General features: G+C 61.0%; 16 protein-coding genes. 10 read left to right on the top strand and 6 right to left on the bottom strand.

Annotated elements, in window-relative coordinates; genetic code table 11:
- Positions 1 to 16 precede the first annotated feature (16 nt).
- From PMI32_RS21790 to PMI32_RS21800, 3 genes are read left to right on the top strand one after another with little or no spacing between them, the layout of a single operon-like run.
- Positions 17 to 2,164: an FUSC family protein gene (locus tag PMI32_RS21790; protein ID WP_008026539.1), complete on the top strand. Its 2,148-nt coding sequence runs from the start codon at positions 17 to 19 to the stop codon at positions 2,162 to 2,164.
- Positions 2,154 to 2,354: a DUF1656 domain-containing protein gene (locus tag PMI32_RS21795; RefSeq protein ID WP_008026537.1), complete on the top strand. Its 201-nt coding sequence runs from the start codon at positions 2,154 to 2,156 to the stop codon at positions 2,352 to 2,354. The genes PMI32_RS21790 and PMI32_RS21795 overlap by 11 nt, the downstream gene beginning before the upstream one ends.
- A 4-nt stretch (positions 2,355 to 2,358) precedes the next feature.
- Complete coding sequence (locus PMI32_RS21800; protein ID WP_008026536.1) at positions 2,359 to 3,324, top strand: HlyD family secretion protein; 966 nt, start codon at positions 2,359 to 2,361, stop codon at positions 3,322 to 3,324.
- 54 nt (positions 3,325 to 3,378) lie between these two features.
- Here the strand turns inward: PMI32_RS21800 and efeO (PMI32_RS21805) are convergent, their stop codons facing one another.
- From efeO (PMI32_RS21805) to efeU, 4 genes are all read right to left on the bottom strand, one after another.
- Entirely contained in the window at positions 3,379 to 4,203 is an 825-nt protein-coding gene (gene efeO / locus PMI32_RS21805) for an iron uptake system protein EfeO (RefSeq protein ID WP_008026534.1), read from the bottom strand.
- A gap of 25 nt (positions 4,204 to 4,228) precedes the next feature.
- Positions 4,229 to 5,527 carry an iron uptake transporter deferrochelatase/peroxidase subunit gene (efeB, locus tag PMI32_RS21810; RefSeq protein ID WP_008026531.1) on the bottom strand — a complete coding sequence of 433 codons (1,299 nt, stop codon included), beginning with the start codon at positions 5,525 to 5,527 and terminating at the stop codon, positions 4,229 to 4,231.
- A 17-nt stretch (positions 5,528 to 5,544) separates the two neighbouring features.
- Positions 5,545 to 6,744, bottom strand: coding sequence for an iron uptake system protein EfeO (efeO, locus tag PMI32_RS21815; protein WP_008026529.1), 1,200 nt, complete (start codon positions 6,742 to 6,744; stop codon positions 5,545 to 5,547).
- Positions 6,745 to 6,854: 110 nt separating this feature from the next.
- Positions 6,855 to 7,697, bottom strand: coding sequence for an iron uptake transporter permease EfeU (gene efeU, locus PMI32_RS21820; RefSeq protein ID WP_008026527.1), 843 nt, complete (start codon positions 7,695 to 7,697; stop codon positions 6,855 to 6,857).
- Between the two features lie 284 nt (positions 7,698 to 7,981).
- On the opposite strand from efeU, the gene PMI32_RS21825 reads away from it, so the two are divergent.
- From PMI32_RS21825 to PMI32_RS21855, 7 genes are all read left to right on the top strand, one after another.
- A complete protein-coding gene (locus PMI32_RS21825; RefSeq protein ID WP_008026525.1) occupies positions 7,982 to 8,998 on the top strand; it encodes an AraC family transcriptional regulator in 1,017 nt (338 codons plus the stop codon).
- 250 nt (positions 8,999 to 9,248) lie between these two features.
- Entirely contained in the window at positions 9,249 to 10,913 is a 1,665-nt protein-coding gene (locus tag PMI32_RS21830) for an AMP-binding protein (RefSeq protein ID WP_008026523.1), read from the top strand.
- A 16-nt stretch (positions 10,914 to 10,929) separates the two neighbouring features.
- Positions 10,930 to 11,691, top strand: a complete 762-nt coding sequence (locus PMI32_RS21835; protein ID WP_008026522.1) for an SDR family NAD(P)-dependent oxidoreductase — start codon at positions 10,930 to 10,932, stop codon at positions 11,689 to 11,691.
- 12 nt (positions 11,692 to 11,703) lie between these two features.
- The gene (locus PMI32_RS21840) at positions 11,704 to 12,897 is read left to right on the top strand and encodes an acetyl-CoA C-acyltransferase (RefSeq protein ID WP_008026520.1); all 1,194 of its coding nucleotides are present in this window, start codon (positions 11,704 to 11,706) and stop codon (positions 12,895 to 12,897) included.
- Between the two features lie 147 nt (positions 12,898 to 13,044).
- On the top strand, positions 13,045 to 14,172 hold the full coding sequence (locus PMI32_RS21845) for an acyl-CoA dehydrogenase (RefSeq protein WP_008026517.1): 1,128 nt from the start codon (positions 13,045 to 13,047) through the stop codon (positions 14,170 to 14,172).
- Between the two features lie 13 nt (positions 14,173 to 14,185).
- Positions 14,186 to 14,959: an enoyl-CoA hydratase gene (locus tag PMI32_RS21850; protein ID WP_008026516.1), complete on the top strand. Its 774-nt coding sequence runs from the start codon at positions 14,186 to 14,188 to the stop codon at positions 14,957 to 14,959.
- Positions 14,960 to 15,232: 273 nt separating this feature from the next.
- On the top strand, positions 15,233 to 15,502 hold the full coding sequence (locus PMI32_RS21855) for a hypothetical protein (protein WP_008026514.1): 270 nt from the start codon (positions 15,233 to 15,235) through the stop codon (positions 15,500 to 15,502).
- Between the two features lie 122 nt (positions 15,503 to 15,624).
- Here PMI32_RS21855 and PMI32_RS21860 read toward each other — a convergent pair whose 3' ends face one another.
- Both PMI32_RS21860 and PMI32_RS21865 read right to left on the bottom strand, forming a co-directional pair.
- Positions 15,625 to 16,776: an acyl-CoA dehydrogenase family protein gene (locus PMI32_RS21860; RefSeq protein WP_008026512.1), complete on the bottom strand. Its 1,152-nt coding sequence runs from the start codon at positions 16,774 to 16,776 to the stop codon at positions 15,625 to 15,627.
- Between the two features lie 3 nt (positions 16,777 to 16,779).
- Entirely contained in the window at positions 16,780 to 17,886 is a 1,107-nt protein-coding gene (locus tag PMI32_RS21865) for an enoyl-CoA hydratase/isomerase family protein (RefSeq protein WP_008026511.1), read from the bottom strand.
- Positions 17,887 to 18,074: the final 188 nt, after the last annotated feature.

Below are 18,074 nucleotides of genomic sequence, written 5' to 3'. Positions count from 1 at the left end.
TGCTGGAGATGACCCGATGAGCGTTCCCATGCAACCGCTGCTTCAATACTTCAAGGCAATACTCAACCCAGGGCCAGGGGTGGTGTTGTTCGCCTTGAGAACCATCGCGGCCGGGCTGTTGACGCTGTACCTGGCGTTTCTGTTCGACCTCGACCAACCCAAGTGGTCGATCATGGCGGTGGTCATCGTCAGTCAGCCATTGGGCGGAATGACCCTGGCCCGCAGCTTCGGCCAAGTCATCGGCACCACATTCGGGGCCGTCGTCGCAGTGTTGATCATGGCGGTTTTTCCCCAGGCGCCGTTGCCTTTCATCGTTACCCTGGCCTTGTGGCAGGCGTTGTGTACCGCCGGCGGCACCTTATTGCGCTATACCAGTTCCCAGGCGTTTGTCTTGAGCGGCTACACCGCGGTGGTCGTGGCATTGCTGGCAGTACCTGATCAGGACGGCACGTTCCTGTTGGCCGTGACCCGCGTCACCGAAACCTTGCTGGCGGTGGCCTGCGTGTGTGTGGTCAGCCTGCTCACCGCGCGCCCGGAAACCGTGGCCCGGGACTATTTCGCCAAAATCGATCAAGTCATCAAGCTGCTGGCAACCCATGCCGCTGCGGTCATTCGTACCGAAGAAAACGAGGCTGACTTTCACCGTCGGCAGATGCAACTGTTGGGGGAAATCAGCGCCCTTGAAGGCGTACGCCGGCATTTGTATTTCGACGCGCCACGGTTACGCAGCGCCAATGGCCTCGTGCAGTTACTGGGCAATCAGCTCGTGTTACTGACCTCGCGGCTGACAGCGCTGCGTCACCAGCGAGAACTGCTGACCGAGCGTTGGCAAGGGGCATTACCCGAGGAAATCCAGCGTTTGCGCGCCGAAGAGCTGGCCTTCCTCGATCAACTGGCCCTGCAAGGGCGCTCGCTGTCGAGCGAGGCGCGGCGCCATTTCTCGGCGTTGCAACAGCGTTTCGATGATCAGGCCTACAAGGCTGAACAACTCACCGAGACAATGCCTGCCACGTTGCGTTCTCTAGCCTGGGCACTGCGCTGGGAACAAGCCCGGATGTTGGAGCAACTGGGGCAGATGCTGGAGCTGAGCGACGCGATCCAGGAAGAGCGTGCGGCCAGTTGCGTCTTTCGCGGCCAGGATAATCCGTTGCATCTGGACTATACGCTGGCGGCAATGAACGCAATCCGCGCCTTTACTGCATTGGTGGTGGCCGGGTTCATCTGGATCGAGACCGCCTGGGACGGGGCCCGGGGCGGGATGATTGTGGTAGGGATTCTCTGTTCGCTGATGGCGACTTTCCCTCGGCCATTACTGGCCAGCCAGAGCTTTGCCAGGGGGTTGGGTCTGTCGTTGGTGGTGTCGGCGCTCTACCTGTTCTTGCTGATTCCGATGATCAATGGCTTCGAACTGCTGGCCTTGCTGCTCGCGCCGTTGCTGTATGCCGTCGCGGTGGGGCTGTCGAGTCCGCCAACCACGGGCACCGGTATCGGCCTCGGATTGACGACGATGCTGTTGCTGGGCCCGCAAAACGTCGGCGTCGGGCAAAACACCGCAATTCAGTGGTTCGAGTTTGCCGGCGCCTATATCAGTGCCACCGCACTTGCACTCAGTGTCTATGCCCTGATCTTCCCGTTCCGACCCGTTTTGCGAATGCGTCGACTGTTCAATGAGAACTGCCAGCAGGTCTACGCTTTGCTGAAGACCCCGGCCACCGACGAGCAACAATTTGCGTTTGAAAGCCGCATGGTCGACCGCCTGACCATGATGTTGGGGTTGTTGCCGGCCATCAGTGACAAGCATTCCAGAGACCTGTTTGAAGTCAGCCTCGGGTGCATGGCACTGGGCGTGGCGTTGAATCAGCTCAGGCAACAGGCGCAAGACAACACGTTGCTCAGTACCGATCAATTGAACCGTTTGCTGGCGGCGGTCCGCGAGACAGGGCGATTGATTGCCGGGCGCGCCGGGATCGACCTTGAACGATTGCTGGAGAACCTGCATGTCCTGGGTGATGAAATGGACGACTTGCATCTGGACGTTCATGAACACCTGTGGTCGGTCTTCAGGATGCGCGTGGCGCTATTGATTGTGGTGTCGTTTCTGGAGCGATATCGCGCCTGGTTTCAACCCGCCGGACAGGAAGGAGACCCCATCCTTGCCCATTGATCTGGAAGTAGGCGGCGTCTATTTGCCGCCGATCGCGCAGGCGCTGTTGCTGGCCTTGCCGATTTTCCTGCTACTGGACTGGACCTTGCGCCGCCTCGGTGTATTGCGGTTCGTCTGGCACGAAGCCTTGTTCGAAGGTGCGTTGTACGCCTGCGTTTGCGCGACGCTGATTCTGGTGATGGGAGCCTGATGCCTTGAAGAAGATCCTTGCCCGGCTCACAACCGTGGCGGTGGTGCTGCTCGCCTTTGTGCTCGGCTGGTTCGCCTGGGAGCATTACACCCGCGCACCCTGGACTCGCGATGCACGGGTGCGGGCTGATGTGGTGACCTTGTCCGCCGATGTCTCGGGGCGCATTGTCACGCTGAGGGTTCAGGACAATCAGCATGTCGACAAGGGCCAGTTACTGCTGGAGATCGACCCGGCTCGCTACGTTCTCGCAGTGGAACATGCCAAGCGTTCGGTGGAGGTTTCGAAGGCCACTCTCGGCCAATCCGAAGCTACGATTGTCGCCAGCGAAGCGCTGCTGCGCCAGCGTCAGAGTGAAGAGCGCCGGCGGCGCACGCTCAAGCAACGCTTCGCGATTTCAGGCGAAGAATGGGAAAAGTCCAGTACAGAGGTGGCGGTAGCACAGGCTGAGTTGCTGCGTAACCAAGCCAACCTGGGGCTGGCGCAGGCCAATGTGCAATTGGCCGTCGCGGCCTTGACCCAGGCGGAACTGGATCTGCAGCGTACCCGGGTCGAAGCGCCCGTCAGCGGTTACGTCACCAACCTGCTGACCCGACAGGGCGACTATGCCGCGGCCGGGGGCGCATTGTTGGCGTTGGTGGACAGCGACTCGTTTTATGTCAGCGGCTATTTCGAAGAAACCAAGCTGCCGAGAATCGAGGAGGGTGATCGGGTCAGGATCGAATTGATGAGCGGCGAAACCTTCGGCGGCACGGTGCAAAGTATTGCCTTCGCCATCGCTGACCGCGAGAACCTGCCGGGCGGCCGCCTGTTGGCCAATATCAACCCGAGTTACACCTGGGTCAAACTGGCGCAACGGGTGCCGGTGCGGATCAGGATTGACGCTGACTATGCCGGCAAGGACAAATTGCGGGCCGGGACAACAGCCACAGTGACCGTGCAGGAAACCCGCAATTCTCAAGATCGCCGCTAGCCCCTGTGTGAGCGGGCTTGCCCGCGATGAGGGCCTTCCCGGCGCGAAAAAACTTCAGTTCAAACCCAGTTTTCCACGCAACGTCGACAAATCCTCAGCCAAAGTATTCACCGGCCCGACCAGCGCTTTACGGTCGTTGTCTTTCACTTTGTCATAGGTCTCAAAACCGCCGTCCTTGGTTTTGTACTTCGCCAGCGTCTTGTTCACCGTGGCGAAGTTTTTGTCGACCTTGGCAATGAACGCCGCGTCCTGCTTCTCGATCTGCGGACGGAACAGGTCGACTATTTTCTTGGCGCCGTCGATGTTGCCCTGGAAGTCATACAGGTCGGTGTGGCTGTAACGATCCTCTTCGCCGGAGATCTTGGTGGCGGCGACTTCTTCCAGCAGCGCCGCCGCGCCGCCCACCACTTTTTCAGGCGGGAAGGTCAGGCCGGCCACGCGGGTTTGCAGGTCCTTGACGTCTTTGTTCAAGCCATCGGCCAGTTCGCCCAGGCCCTTGGTGCTCTTCTCGGAGAACAGCGAGTATTCGATGCGGTGGAAACCGGTGAAGTCTTCAGCTTTCACGCCTTTTTCGTGGTCGTCGACGCGGGAGTCGATGGAGGCGTCGAGGTCACTGAACAGCTCGGCAATCGGCTCGATCGATTCGTAGTAAACCCGGGTCGGCGGGTAGAGTTTTTGCGCGGTGGCCAGATCACCTTTCTTCACCGCATCGGTGAATTTCTGAGTGTGGCTGGCCAGTTCGTCCAGTTGCTCGGTGACGTAGATCTTGTAATCCGAAATCGGCCCCACCAGTTCCAGCGGCGCCGTCGCCGCGAAAGCCGAAAACGGGGTGTTGAGCAAACCAAGGGTCAGCAATAACGCGAGTGGCGACTTTTTCATGGGACGGTTCCGTGTTGGGGGTTGGTTAGGCGGTGGCTTTTGTTTGTGTGGCGTTGAGCAGTGAGCGACCGATGAAATCCTGGTCGCCCGTCACACCCGGCAGGGTGAAGAAGTACCCGCCGCCGACCGGCTTGAGGTATTCCTCGAGCGGCTCGCCGTTGAGCCGGGTTTGCACGGTGATGAAGCCTTTTTCCAGGTCGGCCTGGTAGCAGATGAACAGCAAGCCCATGTCCAGCTGACCGTTCTTGTTCACGCCGTTGGAGTAGTTGAACGGCCGGCGCAGGATCAGGTTGGCCTGACTCGCGGCGGTGCGCGGGTTGGCCAGACGGATGTGCGCGTCGAGCTTGGTCAGCTTGCCTTCCGGGTCCTTGGCGTAATCCGGAACCTCGGTTTCGTGGGCACCGCCCATGGGGGCGCCGGTGCTTTTGACCCGACCGAGAATGCTTTCCTGCTCCTGCAACGGCGTGCGGTCCCAGCGTTCGACGAAATTGCGGATGATCCGCACCGCTTGATAGCTGCCATTGATGGCCCACGCCGGTTCGTCGCTGCCGGGCTGGACCCAGACGATGCGATCCATGGCCTTGGCGTCATTGGAGTCGGGGTTGGCCGAGCCGTCGCGAAAACCCAGAAAGTTACGCGCACTCTGCGCCGGCACACCGGGTTTCACTGGTGCCTGGGGCGGTACGCTGCCTTCCTGTTTCCAGCGCACCAGCAGCAAGTCCGGCAGGTTCTTCACGATGTCGCGCAGGGCGTGGATGTTGGTGTCGGTGGTGTTGGAGCAGAACTGCAAACTCAGGTCGCCGTGGCAGCAATCGGCTTCCAGCGCATCGTTGGGGAAACCGACCATGCGGATGAGCCGTTTCGGTTTGGCGTTGGCCAGGCCGAAGCGTTCGTCGAACAACGATTCACCCACCGAGACGGTGATGGTCAGGTTGTCCGGCGTGACCACCGGGCCAAGAATCCCTGAATCCACTGGCGGCAGTTTCGGATCGACCTGCGCCACCGGGCCGCCCTTCATCAGGAACGCGATGCGCTCATTGAGCGTGCGGAACAGCCGTTCAAGGTCTTCGCGGTCACTGGCCAACACATCAAACGACACCAACATGCCCGACGCCGGGCGCGGGGTGACGATGCCGCTTTGGTGCTGGCCGTGGAAGTCGTGGTGGTCTTCGGTCCGGTCGCTGCTCGGTGCTTCGGTGACTTGCGCCGGGCTGGCGGCCATGGCCGGGCAGCTCAATGCCGAAGCGGCCAACGCCACACCGGTGGCGCCCATGCCCATCAATACCCGGCGACGCTGGAAGTTGAATTGCTCTGAATCGTTCATCTGAATGTCGTCTTCTGCTACAGGCCGGAAAGGCCAAGGGCGGGATCGATTCCATCGAGTGCATCGGCCAGTGCCTTGGCCTTGTCGGCGATCTGTTTGCGTTGTGTGGCGCCGACCGTGTCGTAGCTCGCAAAGCCGTCCTTGACCTTGAAACCGTTGAGTTCGGCATCAAGGCTGGCGACAGCGCTGTCGATGGTTGGCAGCAGTTCGGCGGCGGACTTGGTCAGCAGCGGACGCAACAGGTCGACGACTTTGCGGGCAGCTTCGAGGTTGCCGGCGAAACCGTTCAAGTCGGTGTGGCTGTAGCGTTCTTCTTCACCGCTGCTGGCGCGTACATCGCCGAGGTTATTGAGGTTGCGCACCACGATGCTGACCAGTTGTTCCGGGGGCAGCGATTGCGCGAGCAGTTGTTGCTTGAGCGTGGTGACGTCGGTCAGCAGCTGTTGGGCTACCGGTGTCAGGCCGTCGAGGTTGCGTTGCTGGAACAACGCATATTCCAGGCGATGGAAGCCCGCGAAGCCGGGGTCCTGCTCGCGCTTTTCAAAGTAATCGGCACGGGCGTTGATGGTGTTGTCCAGTTCCGCCAGGCGTTGCGTGGCCGGGGCAATGCGTTGGTAGGCACTGCGCGCCGGGACGTACAACGCTTGCGCCTGACTCAGTTCACCGGCTTCGATGGCTTGTTCAAGCGCGGTGACGGCTTTGATGAGCGCGGTACTTTGGCTGCTCAGGTAAACGCGGAATTCCGACAACGGCCCGACGAAAGCCACCATCGACGGCTTGGCCTTGGCCGCGGCATCGGACTCCGCGGTTGGTGTCACGTGCAACGTGCCACGCGGGTTGCTCAGCAGGCCGCAGGTGATCGCGTAATCGCCGGGCAACAGGTTGGCGTTGATCACCTGACTCAGGCCAGGCGCGATGTTTTCCCGTTCTTCGACCACCAGCACGCCGTCAAGGATTTCCCATTCAACGGCGCGATCCGAGCGGTTGACGATGCGGAAACTGGCGCGACCGGCCGGCACCGTCAACGCGTTCGGTTCGCAGCTGTGGGGGTGAATGGTCACCAGCACTTCGTCATGGTTGGCCTGGCGTTTGGCCGAGGCCATTTTCGAGGCGTAATAGAACAGGCCGCCGGCGGCGATCATCACGATCACCGAACCGGCCACCGCCCAGCGCAAGGCACGGGGAGGGGAGGCCTGAGGAGGGGCTTGATTTGACATGGATGCCCTTACTGACTGGAAAAAATGCATTGGCGCACGCCCCTGTAGGAGCGAGCCTGCTCGCGAAAAAGCCACAGGCGCCGCTGGGCATCTGGTTTTACGCGTTATCGTTAACGACCATCGCGAGCGGGCTCGCTCCTACAGAGGGCAGGTGGCGCCGGGAGAAAAAACATCACCAGCGCCACCAGCAGGTAAATCAGATAAGCGCCGAGGGTGCTGACGGTGGGCGCGTCCTGGTAGCCGAACATCCCGGCCAGCACCGAGCCCAGCGGGCCATCCATTGGCAGCGTGGCGCTGAAGTCGAACAACACGGTTTGCAGCTGATTCCACACCCCGGCCTCATGCAGAGCCTGTACCGAGTTGGCGAGAATGCCGGCGGCCACTACGAGGATGAACAGCCCGGTCCAGCGAAAGAACGCGCCGAGGTTCAGGCGCATGCTGCCGGTGTAAATGAGGAAGCCAACGATGATCGCCAGAATCAGGCCGAGCAGGGCACCAATCGGTGCCGCCGGGCCTTCGCTTTGCTGGAACACCGCGAGCAGGAAAAACACCGTTTCCAGGCCTTCCCGAGCGACGGCGAAAAACACCATGGCGATCAGCGCCGTGACCTGATGCTTAGAGCCAGTCAGCGCCTGATCGAGGGAGACGTGCAGCGAATGCTTGATCGAGCGCGCCACCTTGCGCATCCAGAACACCATGGAACTGAGGATGCCGACCGCCACCAGGCCGACCACGCCTTCAAACAGTTCCTGTTGTTTCTGCGGGAACTCAGCGCTGACCAGTTCCAGGCCGCCGCCCACCAGTAGGGCCAGTGCCGCAGCGAGAAACACACCAATCCAAACGGCCGGCATCCACTGGCCACGACCGGTTTGCTTGAGGTAGCTGGCGATGATGCCGACGATCAATGCGGCCTCGATGCCTTCGCGCAGCATGATCAGAAAAGGAACAAGCATTCAGCACCGTCGTGGAATTAGATAGGGTGCTAATTTGTAACATAATGACACTCATTCCCAAATGCTAATAGTTGACATTTACCTGAACCTAACCTGAACAACCCTCAACATCACCCATATCCCCTGTGGGAGCGGGCTTGCTCGCGAAGAGGCAATGTCAGTCACTATGGATGTTGAATGACACACCGCCTTCGCGAGCAAGCCCGCTCCCACAAGGGATCTGCGCCAAGCGGACGGCTGCGCTACTATGCCCTCCACTCAAACAACAGGGCACACCCCGCGCAATGTCGGAAAAAGACACCATTTCCATTCAACTGGTGCGTGAAGCGCTGTTGCAAAGTTGCGCCCCTGGCGCGGCCACCGATGAGGTGTTGAACAAGGTCGGTATCGATCCGGCGCTGCTGGAGTCCGCCGTTGCCCGCGTCCCGGCCACGGCCTATGCGCGTTTGTGGCGGTTGCTGGCCCGACGTGGCGACGATGAGTTTTTTGGCATGGACCCGCGCAAGCTCAAATCCGGCAGCCTGGAGTTCCTGTGCCGCTGCTCGATGGTCCAGCCGAGCCTGGCCGCCGGCCTGACTTCGGGGCTGGGGTTTCTGTCGTTGATGCTCGAATACCTGCCCGCGCAGCTGGTTCGTCAGCAAAGTCTCGCGGAAATCGTCTTGCTGGAAGACGACCAGGACCCTCGCCGCGCGTTCACCTATTTCACCTACTGGATGATCGTTCACGGCGTTGCGTGTTGGCTGGCCGGGCGGCGGATTCCGATTCTGGCCATCGAGTTGCGCTGCCCGGAACCGGATTTCTGTGATGACTATCAGGTGATGTTTTCCGAGAACCTGCGTTTCGACCGGCCACGCACCCGAATGATTTTTTCGGCCGATTGCCTGGATCTGCCGATCAAGCGCAGCGCGGAAGAGCTCAAGCGCTTCCTGGCCCATGCGCCGGCCAATATTCTGGTCAAGTACCGCGACCCGGAGAGTCTGGCGAGTCGGATCAAGCACGATTTGCGGCAATTGCCCGCCGAGCAGTGGCCGGAAACCGAACCTCTGGCACAGCAACTGTGCATGTCGGCCTCGACCTTGCGTCGGCGGCTGGCGGAGGAGGGGCAGACCTATCAAGGCCTCAAGGACAGCGTACGCAAGGAACTGGCCATTGTCTGGCTGGCGGAGCCGAGTATCAGCTTCGCCGAAATCGCCACGCGGCTGGGGTTTGCCGATGCGAGCTCGTTCTACAAGGCGTTTCGCAAATGGTCGGGGTCGAATCCGGGGCACTATCGGAGTTTGATTCTGACCGAGGCCGACTGATCCGGATTTTGTATTGATGCAGCTGACCTCTTCGCGGGCAAGCCTCGCTCCTACAGGATTAACACTGAACCTGTAGGAGCGAGGCTTGCCCGCGAAGGCGTCAAACCAGGCGCCACATCTGCTGGATCTTGGCCAAACCAGTCAGACAACTTGATAGCTTTGACCATTGCCCCACCCCCCGCGCAGAGCGAGTATTTCCCTGTTGGTTACGCTTCCCCCAACCTAATAAAAATACCGAGGGATTCTGGCAATGCGCGATTACTTGTCTGCCACGTCACAGTTCAATTATCAGCACACCGTCGACGCCGCACTCGCGGGTAACCTGACGGCCCTCAATGCCTGTGTCGAGTGTTGCGACCGGCATGCGTTGCCAGGTCGCATCGCGCTGTTCTGGGAAGGTCGCGACGGTTCCAGCTCTACGTACACCTTCAGCGACTTGCAGGACAAGGCTGCACGTTTCGCCAATTTCCTGCTGGCGCAGGGCGTAAAAAAAGGCGACAAGGTCGCCGGCCTGCTGCCGCGCAATATCGAATTGTTGATCACCGTGTTCGCCACCTGGCGCATCGGCGCGGTGTATCAGCCGCTGTTCACCGCGTTCGGCCCCAAGGCCATCGAACATCGCTTGAGCAGCTCCGGCGCCAAAGTGGTGGTGACCGACGCGGTCAATCGCTCGAAACTCGCTGAAGTCGCCGACTGCCCGACCATCGTCACCGTCGGCGGTGCAAAAGGCCAGGGCATCGTCCGTGGCGATTTCAGTTTCTGGGCCGAACTGGCCAACTATTCCGCTGACTGCGAACCGGTGCTGCTGACCGGCGAAGACCCGTTCCTGCTGATGTTCACCTCTGGCACCACCGGCCCGTCGAAAGCGCTGTCGGTGCCGCTCAAGGCAATCGTCGCGTTCGAGAGCTACACCCGCGACGCCGTGGACCTGCGCCCTGAAGACGCGTTCTGGAACGTCGCCGATCCGGGTTGGGCCTACGGCATCTATTTCGGCGTCACCGGGCCGATGGCGATGGGGCATCCGATCACCTTTTACGATGGCCCGTTCACCCTCGAAAGCACCTGCCGGGTGATCAACAAATACGGCATCACCAACCTCACTGGCTCACCGACCGCCTATCGTCTGTTGATCGCCGGTGGCGATGAGTTCGCTAAGTCGATCAAAGGCAAGCTGCGCATCGTCAGCAGCGCCGGCGAGCCGTTGAACCCGGAAGTGATCCGTTGGTTCGCCGACAACCTCGGCGTGGTCATTCACGACCATTACGGCCAGACCGAATTGGGCATGGTCCTGTGCAACCACCACGGCCTCGATCATCCGATCCACATGGGCGCCGCCGGTTTTGCTTCGCCGGGCCACCGCATCGTGGTGCTGGACGAGGAGTACAAGGAACTGGGTGTCGGCCAACCCGGCATCCTCGCCATCGACCGCACTCAGTCGCCAATGTGCTGGTTCAACGGCTACGAAGGCGCACCGACCAAAGCCTTCGTCGGCAACTATTACCTGAGCGGCGACACCGTCGAGTGGAACCCGGACGGCAGCATCAGCTTCGTCGGCCGCAGTGACGACGTGATCACCACCTCCGGCTACCGTGTCGGCCCGTTCGACGTGGAAAGTGCATTGATCGAACACCCGGCCGTCGTCGAAGCCGCGGTGGTGGGCAAACCCGATCCGGAGCGCACCGAACTGGTCAAAGCCTTCGTCGTGCTCAGCGCGCAATACCGCGCCGCGCCGGAGTTGGCCGAAGAGCTGCGCCAACATGTGCGCAAACGTCTGGCCGCGCACTCTTACCCACGTGAAATCGAATTTGTCAGCGAGTTGCCGAAAACCCCAAGCGGAAAATTGCAGCGCTTTATCTTGCGCAACCAGGAAATCGCCAAGGCTCAAGAGGCCGCAGCGAAGAACGTTTCAGCTTGAATCCAAGGAAACAATGATGCAGATCGAAAACAAGGTTTTTCTCGTCACCGGCGGTGCCTCCGGGCTCGGCGCGGCCACGGCTGAAATGCTGGTCGCTGCCGGCGCCAAAGTAATGCTGGTGGACATGAACGCCGAGGCGGTCGCGGCCCAGGCTGAACGTCTCGGCGCGCAAAGCGTGGTCGCGGACATCAGCAACGAAGCGGCGGCGGAAGCGGCGGTGCAGGCCACGGTCAAGGCCTTCGGTGGCCTGAACGGTTTGGTCAACTGCGCCGGCATCGTGCGTGGCGAGAAGATCCTCGGCAAAAACGGTCCGCATGCTCTGGCCAGTTTCAGCCAGGTGATCAACGTCAACCTGATCGGCAGCTTCAACATGCTGCGTCTGGCGTCGGCGGCCATCGCCGAAACCGAACCGGATGCCGATGGCGAGCGCGGTGTGATCATCAACACGGCTTCCGCCGCAGCCTATGACGGCCAGATCGGCCAGGCGGCCTATGCGGCATCGAAAGGCGCGATTGTCAGCCTGACCTTGCCGGCGGCTCGTGAACTGGCGCGCTTCGGTATCCGTGTGATGACCATCGCTCCGGGCATTTTCGAGACGCCGATGATGGCCGGCATGACCCCGGAAGTCCGCGATTCCCTTGCCGCTGGCGTGCCGTTTCCACCACGTTTGGGCAAACCGGCCGAGTACGCGCAGCTGGTCAGGCATATCATTGATAACAGCATGCTCAATGGCGAGGTGATCCGTCTTGACGGTGCCTTGCGCATGGCCGCCAAGTAAGGAGGATTTGTCATGACCCTTTCCCACGATCCAATCGTTATCGTCAGCGCCGTCCGTACCCCGATGGGCGGTTTCCAGGGCGAACTGAAAAGCCTGACTGCACCGCAATTGGGTGCCGCCGCGATTCGCGCCGCCGTTGAACGCGCCGGTGTTGCGCCGGACGCGGTTGAAGAAGTGCTGTTTGGCTGCGTGCTGCCCGCCGGCCTCGGCCAGGCCCCGGCGCGCCAGGCCGCACTGGGCGCCGGGCTGGATAAATCGACCCGCTGCACCACGCTGAACAAGATGTGCGGTTCCGGTATGGAAGCGGCCATCCTGGCTCATGACATGCTGCTCGCCGGCAGCGCCGATGTGGTGGTGGCGGGTGGCATGGAAAGCATGTCCAACGCGCCATACTTGCTGGACCGCGCCCGCAGCGGTTATCGCATGGGCCATGGCCGTGTGCTCGACTCCATGTTCCTCGACGGCCTGGAAGACGCCTACGACAAGGGCCGCCTGATGGGCACGTTCGCCGAAGATTGCGCTGAAACCAACGGCTTCAGCCGCGAAGCGCAGGATGCGTTTGCCATCGCTTCGACCACCCGCGCGCAGCAGGCGATCAAGGACGGCAGCTTCAAGGACGAGATCGTGCCGGTGACCGTGACCGTCGGCAAAGAGCAAGTCGTCATCAGCAATGACGAGCAGCCACCAAAAGCCAAACTGGACAAGATTGCCTCGCTGAAACCAGCCTTCCGCGAAGGCGGCACGGTGACGGCGGCCAACTCCAGTTCGATTTCTGACGGTGCGGCGGCGCTGGTGCTGATGCGTCGTTCCGAAGCGGACAAGCGCGGCCTGAAACCGCTGGCGGTGATCCATGGCCACGCGGCATTCGCCGACACGCCGGGCCTGTTCCCGGTGGCACCGATCGGCGCGATCAAGCGGCTGATGAAGAAAACCGGCTGGTCGTTGAATGACGTGGATCTGGTGGAAGTCAACGAAGCCTTCGCCGTGGTCGGCATGGCAGCGATGACCCATCTGGAAATCCCTCACGAGAAACTCAACGTGCACGGCGGCGCGTGCGCCTTGGGCCACCCGATCGGTGCGTCCGGCGCGCGGATCCTCGTGACCCTGCTCTCGGCCCTGCGCCAGAAAGGCCTGAAACGCGGCGTTGCGGCGATCTGCATCGGCGGCGGCGAAGCCACGGCGATGGCCGTGGAATGCCTGTACTGAAACCAACGCAAAACCCTGTAGGAGCGAGCCTGCTCGCGATGGACGTTAACGATGACGAGGGCTGCCCGGATAAACGCGGTGCCCTGAAGTTCTTCGCGAGCAAGCTCGCTCCTACAGGGAATGCGATTCTTTTTTTAAGGACTGGTCATGATTCCCAATGACGAACAACTGCAGATCAGCGAAGCGGCCCGGCAGTTTGCCCAGGAACGGCTGAAACCGTTCGCCGCCGAATGGGACCGTGAGCACCGTTTCCCCAAGGAAGCCATCGGCGAAATGGCTGAACTGGGCTTCTTCGGCATGCTGGTGCCCGAACAGTGGGGCGGGTGCGACACCGGTTACCTGGCCTACGCCATGGCCCTGGAAGAAATCGCCGCCGGCGACGGCGCCTGCTCGACCATCATGAGCGTGCACAACTCGGTCGGTTGCGTGCCGATCCTCAACTACGGCAACGACGACCAGAAAGAACGCTTTCTCAAACCGTTGGCCAGCGGTGCAATGCTTGGCGCTTTCGCCCTGACCGAACCGCAGGCCGGCTCCGATGCCAGCGGCCTGAAAACCCGTGCGCGCCTGGAAGGCGATCATTACGTCCTGAACGGATGCAAACAGTTCATCACCTCCGGGCAGAACGCCGGCGTGGTGATCGTGTTTGCAGTGACGGACCCGAGCGCCGGCAAACGCGGGATCACCGCACTGATCGTGCCGACCGATTCACCGGGCTATAAAGTCGCCCGCGTCGAAGACAAACTCGGCCAGCATGCGTCCGACACCTGCCAGATTCTGTTCGAAGACGTCAAAGTGCCGGTGGCCAACCGCTTGGGCGAGGAGGGCGAAGGCTATCGAATTGCCCTGGCCAACCTCGAAGGCGGTCGCGTCGGTATTGCTTCGCAATCGGTGGGCATGGCCCGAGCCGCGTTTGAAGCGGCGCGGGATTACGCCCGTGAGCGCGAGAGCTTCGGCAAACCGATCATCGAGCATCAGGCCGTCGCGTTCCGCCTCGCGGACATGGCGACCCAGATCGCCGTCGCCCGGCAAATGGTGCATTACGCCGCCGCGCTGCGTGACAGCGGCAAACCGGCGTTGGTCGAAGCGTCCATGGCCAAACTGTTCGCCTCGGAAATGGCCGAAAAGGTCTGCTCTGCTGCATTGCAAACCCTCGGCGGTTACGGTTACCTGAACGACTTCCCGCTGGAGCGGATCTACCGCGACGTGCGGGTATGCCAGATCTACGAAGGCACCAGCGATATTCAGCGCATGGTCATTTCGCGCAGTCTTTAAGAAGGAGTCCATTGTGAGTTACGAAACGATTTTGCTGGAAATCCATGGCCGTGTCGGCCTGATCACCCTGAACCGTCCGCAGGCGCTGAACGCGTTGAACGCGCAGATCGTCAGCGAACTGAACCACGCCCTCGATGGCCTGGAAGCCGATTCGAACATCGGTTGCATCGTGCTGACCGGCTCGAAAAAAGCCTTCGCCGCCGGTGCCGACATCAAGGAAATGGCCGAGCTGACCTACCCGCAGATCTACCTCGACGATCTGTTCAGCGACAGCGACCGCGTGGCCAACCGCCGCAAGCCGATCATCGCTGCTGTGAACGGGTTTGCCCTGGGCGGTGGTTGTGAACTGGCGTTGATGTGCGACTTCATCCTGGCCGGCGATAACGCCCGGTTCGGCCAACCGGAAATCAACCTCGGCGTGCTGCCGGGCATGGGCGGCACCCAGCGCCTGACTCGCGCCGTCGGTAAGGCCAAGGCGATGGAAATGTGCCTGAGCGGGCGTTTGATCGATGCGGTTGAAGCGGAGCGTTGCGGGATCGTCGCGCGGATCGTGCCAGCGGATGAATTGCTGGAAGAAGCGCTGAAAGTCGCCGCGCTGATCGCCAAGAAGTCGTTGCCGATTGCGATGATGGTCAAGGAAAGCGTCAACCGCGCCTTCGAAGTCAGCCTGTCGGAAGGCGTGCGCTTTGAGCGTCGGGTGTTCCATGCGGCGTTTGCGACGCAGGATCAGAAGGAAGGGATGGCGGCGTTTATTGCCAAGCGTGAGGCGGACTTCGTCGGTAAGTAATGCGGTGTCCTGACGGACGCCATCGCGAGCAGGCTCGCTCCCACATTCGACCAGGTTTCTTCAGGAGAAATGCGGTCAAGTGTGGGAGTGAGCCTGCTCGCGATGCTTTTTCAGCGTCCTTGAAATGCATTGAAAGAATTCAGCGAAGCAGGGCCATCACTCCGCCCGTATCCGATCCCATGTACCTCGACTATGGTGAATTTGCCCGGACGCTAACCGAGGCTTCAGGACGAAGCCGTCGTTTCAGGCTCAATCACTTTATTCGAGGTTTACATGAGCATTTGTCATTTTGTGCACGCCCAGTGCGGTACGCCGGTATCGCACGTTCCCCAAGGTTATGTTCTGGCCAACGAGCCCATGAAAGACGACATCGTCTATTGGCCGCAAACCCCCAACACAGCCTTGTTGGTGACCCGACGAACCGTTGTGATTGAGGAAGACGGCACGACATCGGTGTTCTTCGCGGTGCAGGAAATGCCGTCCAGCGAACCCGATTTGAGCGTGGCAATTCAGACCGTACGTGCCACAACGTCGGTGGTTTAAACCAATAACGCCTTCGCTGTAGGAGCGAGCCTGCTCGCGAAAAACCTGAGAGCACCGCGGTGTTTCAGGTTCCCCGCGTCATCGTTGACGACCCTCGCGAGCAAGCTTGCTCCTACACGGTGTCACACCAAATAGTTTTTCAGTTCGCGGGCAATCACCATCCGCTGAATCTCGCTCGATCCTTCATAAATCTGCGTGATCCGCGCATCCCGGTAGTAGCGCTCCACCGGGTAATCCTCCAGATACCCGTACCCGCCATGGATCTGCATCGCCGAGGAGCAGACCTTTTCAGCCATTTCCGAGGCAAACAGCTTGGCCTGCGAAGCCTCCGACAGACACGGCTTGCCCGCGCTGCGCAACCGCGCGGCATGCAGGATCATCAACCGTGCAGCGTTGAGTTGCATGTGCATGTCGGCCAGCATATTGGCGATGCTCTGGTGCTCGATGATCGGCTTGGCGAACTGCACGCGATCACGGGAGTAGGCCAGTGCCGCTTCGAACGCGGCACGCGCGATGCCCAAGGCCTGCGCGGCGATGCCGATGCGTCCGCCTTCGAGGTTGGAGAGGGCGATGGCCAGGCCTTTACCGCGTTCACCCAACAGATTGGCTTCGGGGATGGTGCAGTTGCTCAGGGTGACTGCGCAGGTATCGGACGCGCGAATGCCCATCTTGTGTTCAGTGCGATCAACGATGAAACCGGCGGTATCGGTCGGCACCAGAAACGCCGAGATACCACGCTTGCCCAGGTCCGGATCGGTCACGGCAAACACAATCGCCAGTTTCGCCCGTTTACCGTTGCTGACGAATTGCTTGGCGCCGTTGATCACCCACTGACCGTCGCGCAGTTCGGCGCGGGTGCGCAGGTTATGCGCCTCGGAACCGGCTTGCGGCTCGGTCAGGCAGAAGCAGCCGATGGCCTTGCCGCTGGCCAGATCCGGCAACCAGGTCTGTTTCTGTTCGTCGGTGCCGTAGTTCATGACCGGCCCGCAACCCACGGAATTGTGGATGCTCATCAGTGCGCCCGTGGCGCCGTCGCCGGCGGAAATCTCTTCCACCGCCAGGGCGTAGGCGACGTAATCGACATAAGTGCCGCCCCATTCCTCGGGCACCACCATGCCCAGCAGACCCAGCTCGCCCATCTTCGCCACCAGACCGTCATCGATCCAGCCGGCCTTTTCCCAGGCTTGCGCATGGGGCGCGATTTCGCCACGGGCAAAGTCCCGGGCCATGTCGCGGATCATGACTTGCTCTTCGCTCAATTCGATATCGTGCATGGCTCAGCTCCCACTCCGGTCAAACCCTGTGAAAAAACTCGCGACATGTGCGGCGTCCAGCGCCTGCAAGGTCGGCGGGTTCCAGCGCGGGGTCTTGTCTTTGTCGATCAGCAAGGCGCGCACGCCTTCGATCAGGTCGCCGCGCTCGAACCACTGACGGTCCAGGTGCAGCTCCAGGGCAAAACAGTCTTCCAGACTCAGGTGCCGACCGCGCCGCAGCATTTCCAGGGTCACGCCCATGGCCAGCGGTGAACGGCTTTGCAGCAGGTCGGCGGTGGTGGTCGCCCATTCATGGCTGTCGGCAACCGTGACGTCGCGCAGTTGTTCAACAATACCCGGCACATCGGGCAGGGCGAAGAAGTGATCGATAGCCGGGCGCAGCGCTTCCAATGGCGCGTCCGGCAGTTGCTGCACGGCGAGTCGGGCCAGCAGGCCTTGCAGGTCCTTGAGCGGCGTGTCGTGCCATTCCAGCTGATCGAGTTTTTCGTCCAGCGTCGCCAGTTTGCTGCTGTCCAGATACCAGTCGGCCAGGCCGCAATAGAGCGCATCCGCCGCACGGATCTGCACGCCGCTGACGCCCAGGTAGATCCCCAGTTCACCGGGGATGCGCGGCAGGAAGTAGCTGCCACCGACGTCCGGGAAATAACCGATGGCCACTTCCGGCATCGCCAGGCGGCTTTTCTCGGTGACCACACGTAAATCGGCGCCTTGCACCAGGCCCATGCCGCCACCCAGGACGAAGCCGTCCATCAGGGCGAGAACCGGTTTGCGGTAATGGTGAATCGCGAGGTCGAGGGCGTATTCCTCGACGAAGAAGTCTTCGTGCAGGGTGTCGCCGTTTTTGAAGCTGTCATACAGCGAGCGGATGTCGCCGCCGGCACAAAAGGCTTTTTCGCCGGCACCGCGCAAGACCACCGCGTGAATGTTCGAATCCTGCGCCCAGGCGTCGAGTTGACGCTGCAGATTGCGCACCATGTCGAGGGTAATGGCGTTGAGGCCGGCGGGGCGGTTGAGGGTCAGGTGACCGATGTGGTTGCGAACCTCGGCCAGCACGTCGTTTTGCGTGGCATCCATGGACGAAGTCCGCGGAGAAGAAACCTGAGCAGTCATCACTAACTCCCTGCTTTTATTGTTCTTTATAGAGAAGCTCGCGCGCGAGCGATGCTGGATCGTAACAGTGCAAATTTGCCTAGTACAACCCGGATATGTGCAGGTCTCGTGTGCATTTTTGTAATAGCGCTGAAGGATTTCCCTCTCAAGACCACCGCGGGCCGCGCTCACGACCGAATCGGCTGTGA

This window comes from Pseudomonas sp. GM60 (assembly GCF_000282415.1).
In the GTDB taxonomy this organism is placed as follows: domain Bacteria; phylum Pseudomonadota; class Gammaproteobacteria; order Pseudomonadales; family Pseudomonadaceae; genus Aquipseudomonas; species Aquipseudomonas migulae.
This window is presented reverse-complemented; position numbering and strand designations above follow the sequence as displayed.

What these genes read in the sequence shown, in the direction of transcription:
- PMI32_RS21790 (WP_008026539.1), top strand. Translation starts at nt 17, where the DNA reads ATGAGCGTTCCCATGCAACCGCTGCTTCAATACTTCAAGGCAATACTC.
- efeO (WP_008026534.1), bottom strand. Translation starts at nt 4,203, where the DNA reads ATGAAAAAGTCGCCACTCGCGTTATTGCTGACCCTTGGTTTGCTCAAC.
- efeB (WP_008026531.1), bottom strand. Translation starts at nt 5,527, where the DNA reads ATGAACGATTCAGAGCAATTCAACTTCCAGCGTCGCCGGGTATTGATG.
- efeO (WP_008026529.1), bottom strand. Translation starts at nt 6,744, where the DNA reads ATGTCAAATCAAGCCCCTCCTCAGGCCTCCCCTCCCCGTGCCTTGCGC.
- efeU (WP_008026527.1), bottom strand. Translation starts at nt 7,697, where the DNA reads ATGCTTGTTCCTTTTCTGATCATGCTGCGCGAAGGCATCGAGGCCGCA.
- PMI32_RS21825 (WP_008026525.1), top strand. Translation starts at nt 7,982, where the DNA reads ATGTCGGAAAAAGACACCATTTCCATTCAACTGGTGCGTGAAGCGCTG.
- PMI32_RS21830 (WP_008026523.1), top strand. Translation starts at nt 9,249, where the DNA reads ATGCGCGATTACTTGTCTGCCACGTCACAGTTCAATTATCAGCACACC.
- PMI32_RS21835 (WP_008026522.1), top strand. Translation starts at nt 10,930, where the DNA reads ATGCAGATCGAAAACAAGGTTTTTCTCGTCACCGGCGGTGCCTCCGGG.
- PMI32_RS21840 (WP_008026520.1), top strand. Translation starts at nt 11,704, where the DNA reads ATGACCCTTTCCCACGATCCAATCGTTATCGTCAGCGCCGTCCGTACC.
- PMI32_RS21845 (WP_008026517.1), top strand. Translation starts at nt 13,045, where the DNA reads ATGATTCCCAATGACGAACAACTGCAGATCAGCGAAGCGGCCCGGCAG.
- PMI32_RS21855 (WP_008026514.1), top strand. Translation starts at nt 15,233, where the DNA reads ATGAGCATTTGTCATTTTGTGCACGCCCAGTGCGGTACGCCGGTATCG.
- PMI32_RS21860 (WP_008026512.1), bottom strand. Translation starts at nt 16,776, where the DNA reads ATGCACGATATCGAATTGAGCGAAGAGCAAGTCATGATCCGCGACATG.
- PMI32_RS21865 (WP_008026511.1), bottom strand. Translation starts at nt 17,886, where the DNA reads ATGACTGCTCAGGTTTCTTCTCCGCGGACTTCGTCCATGGATGCCACG.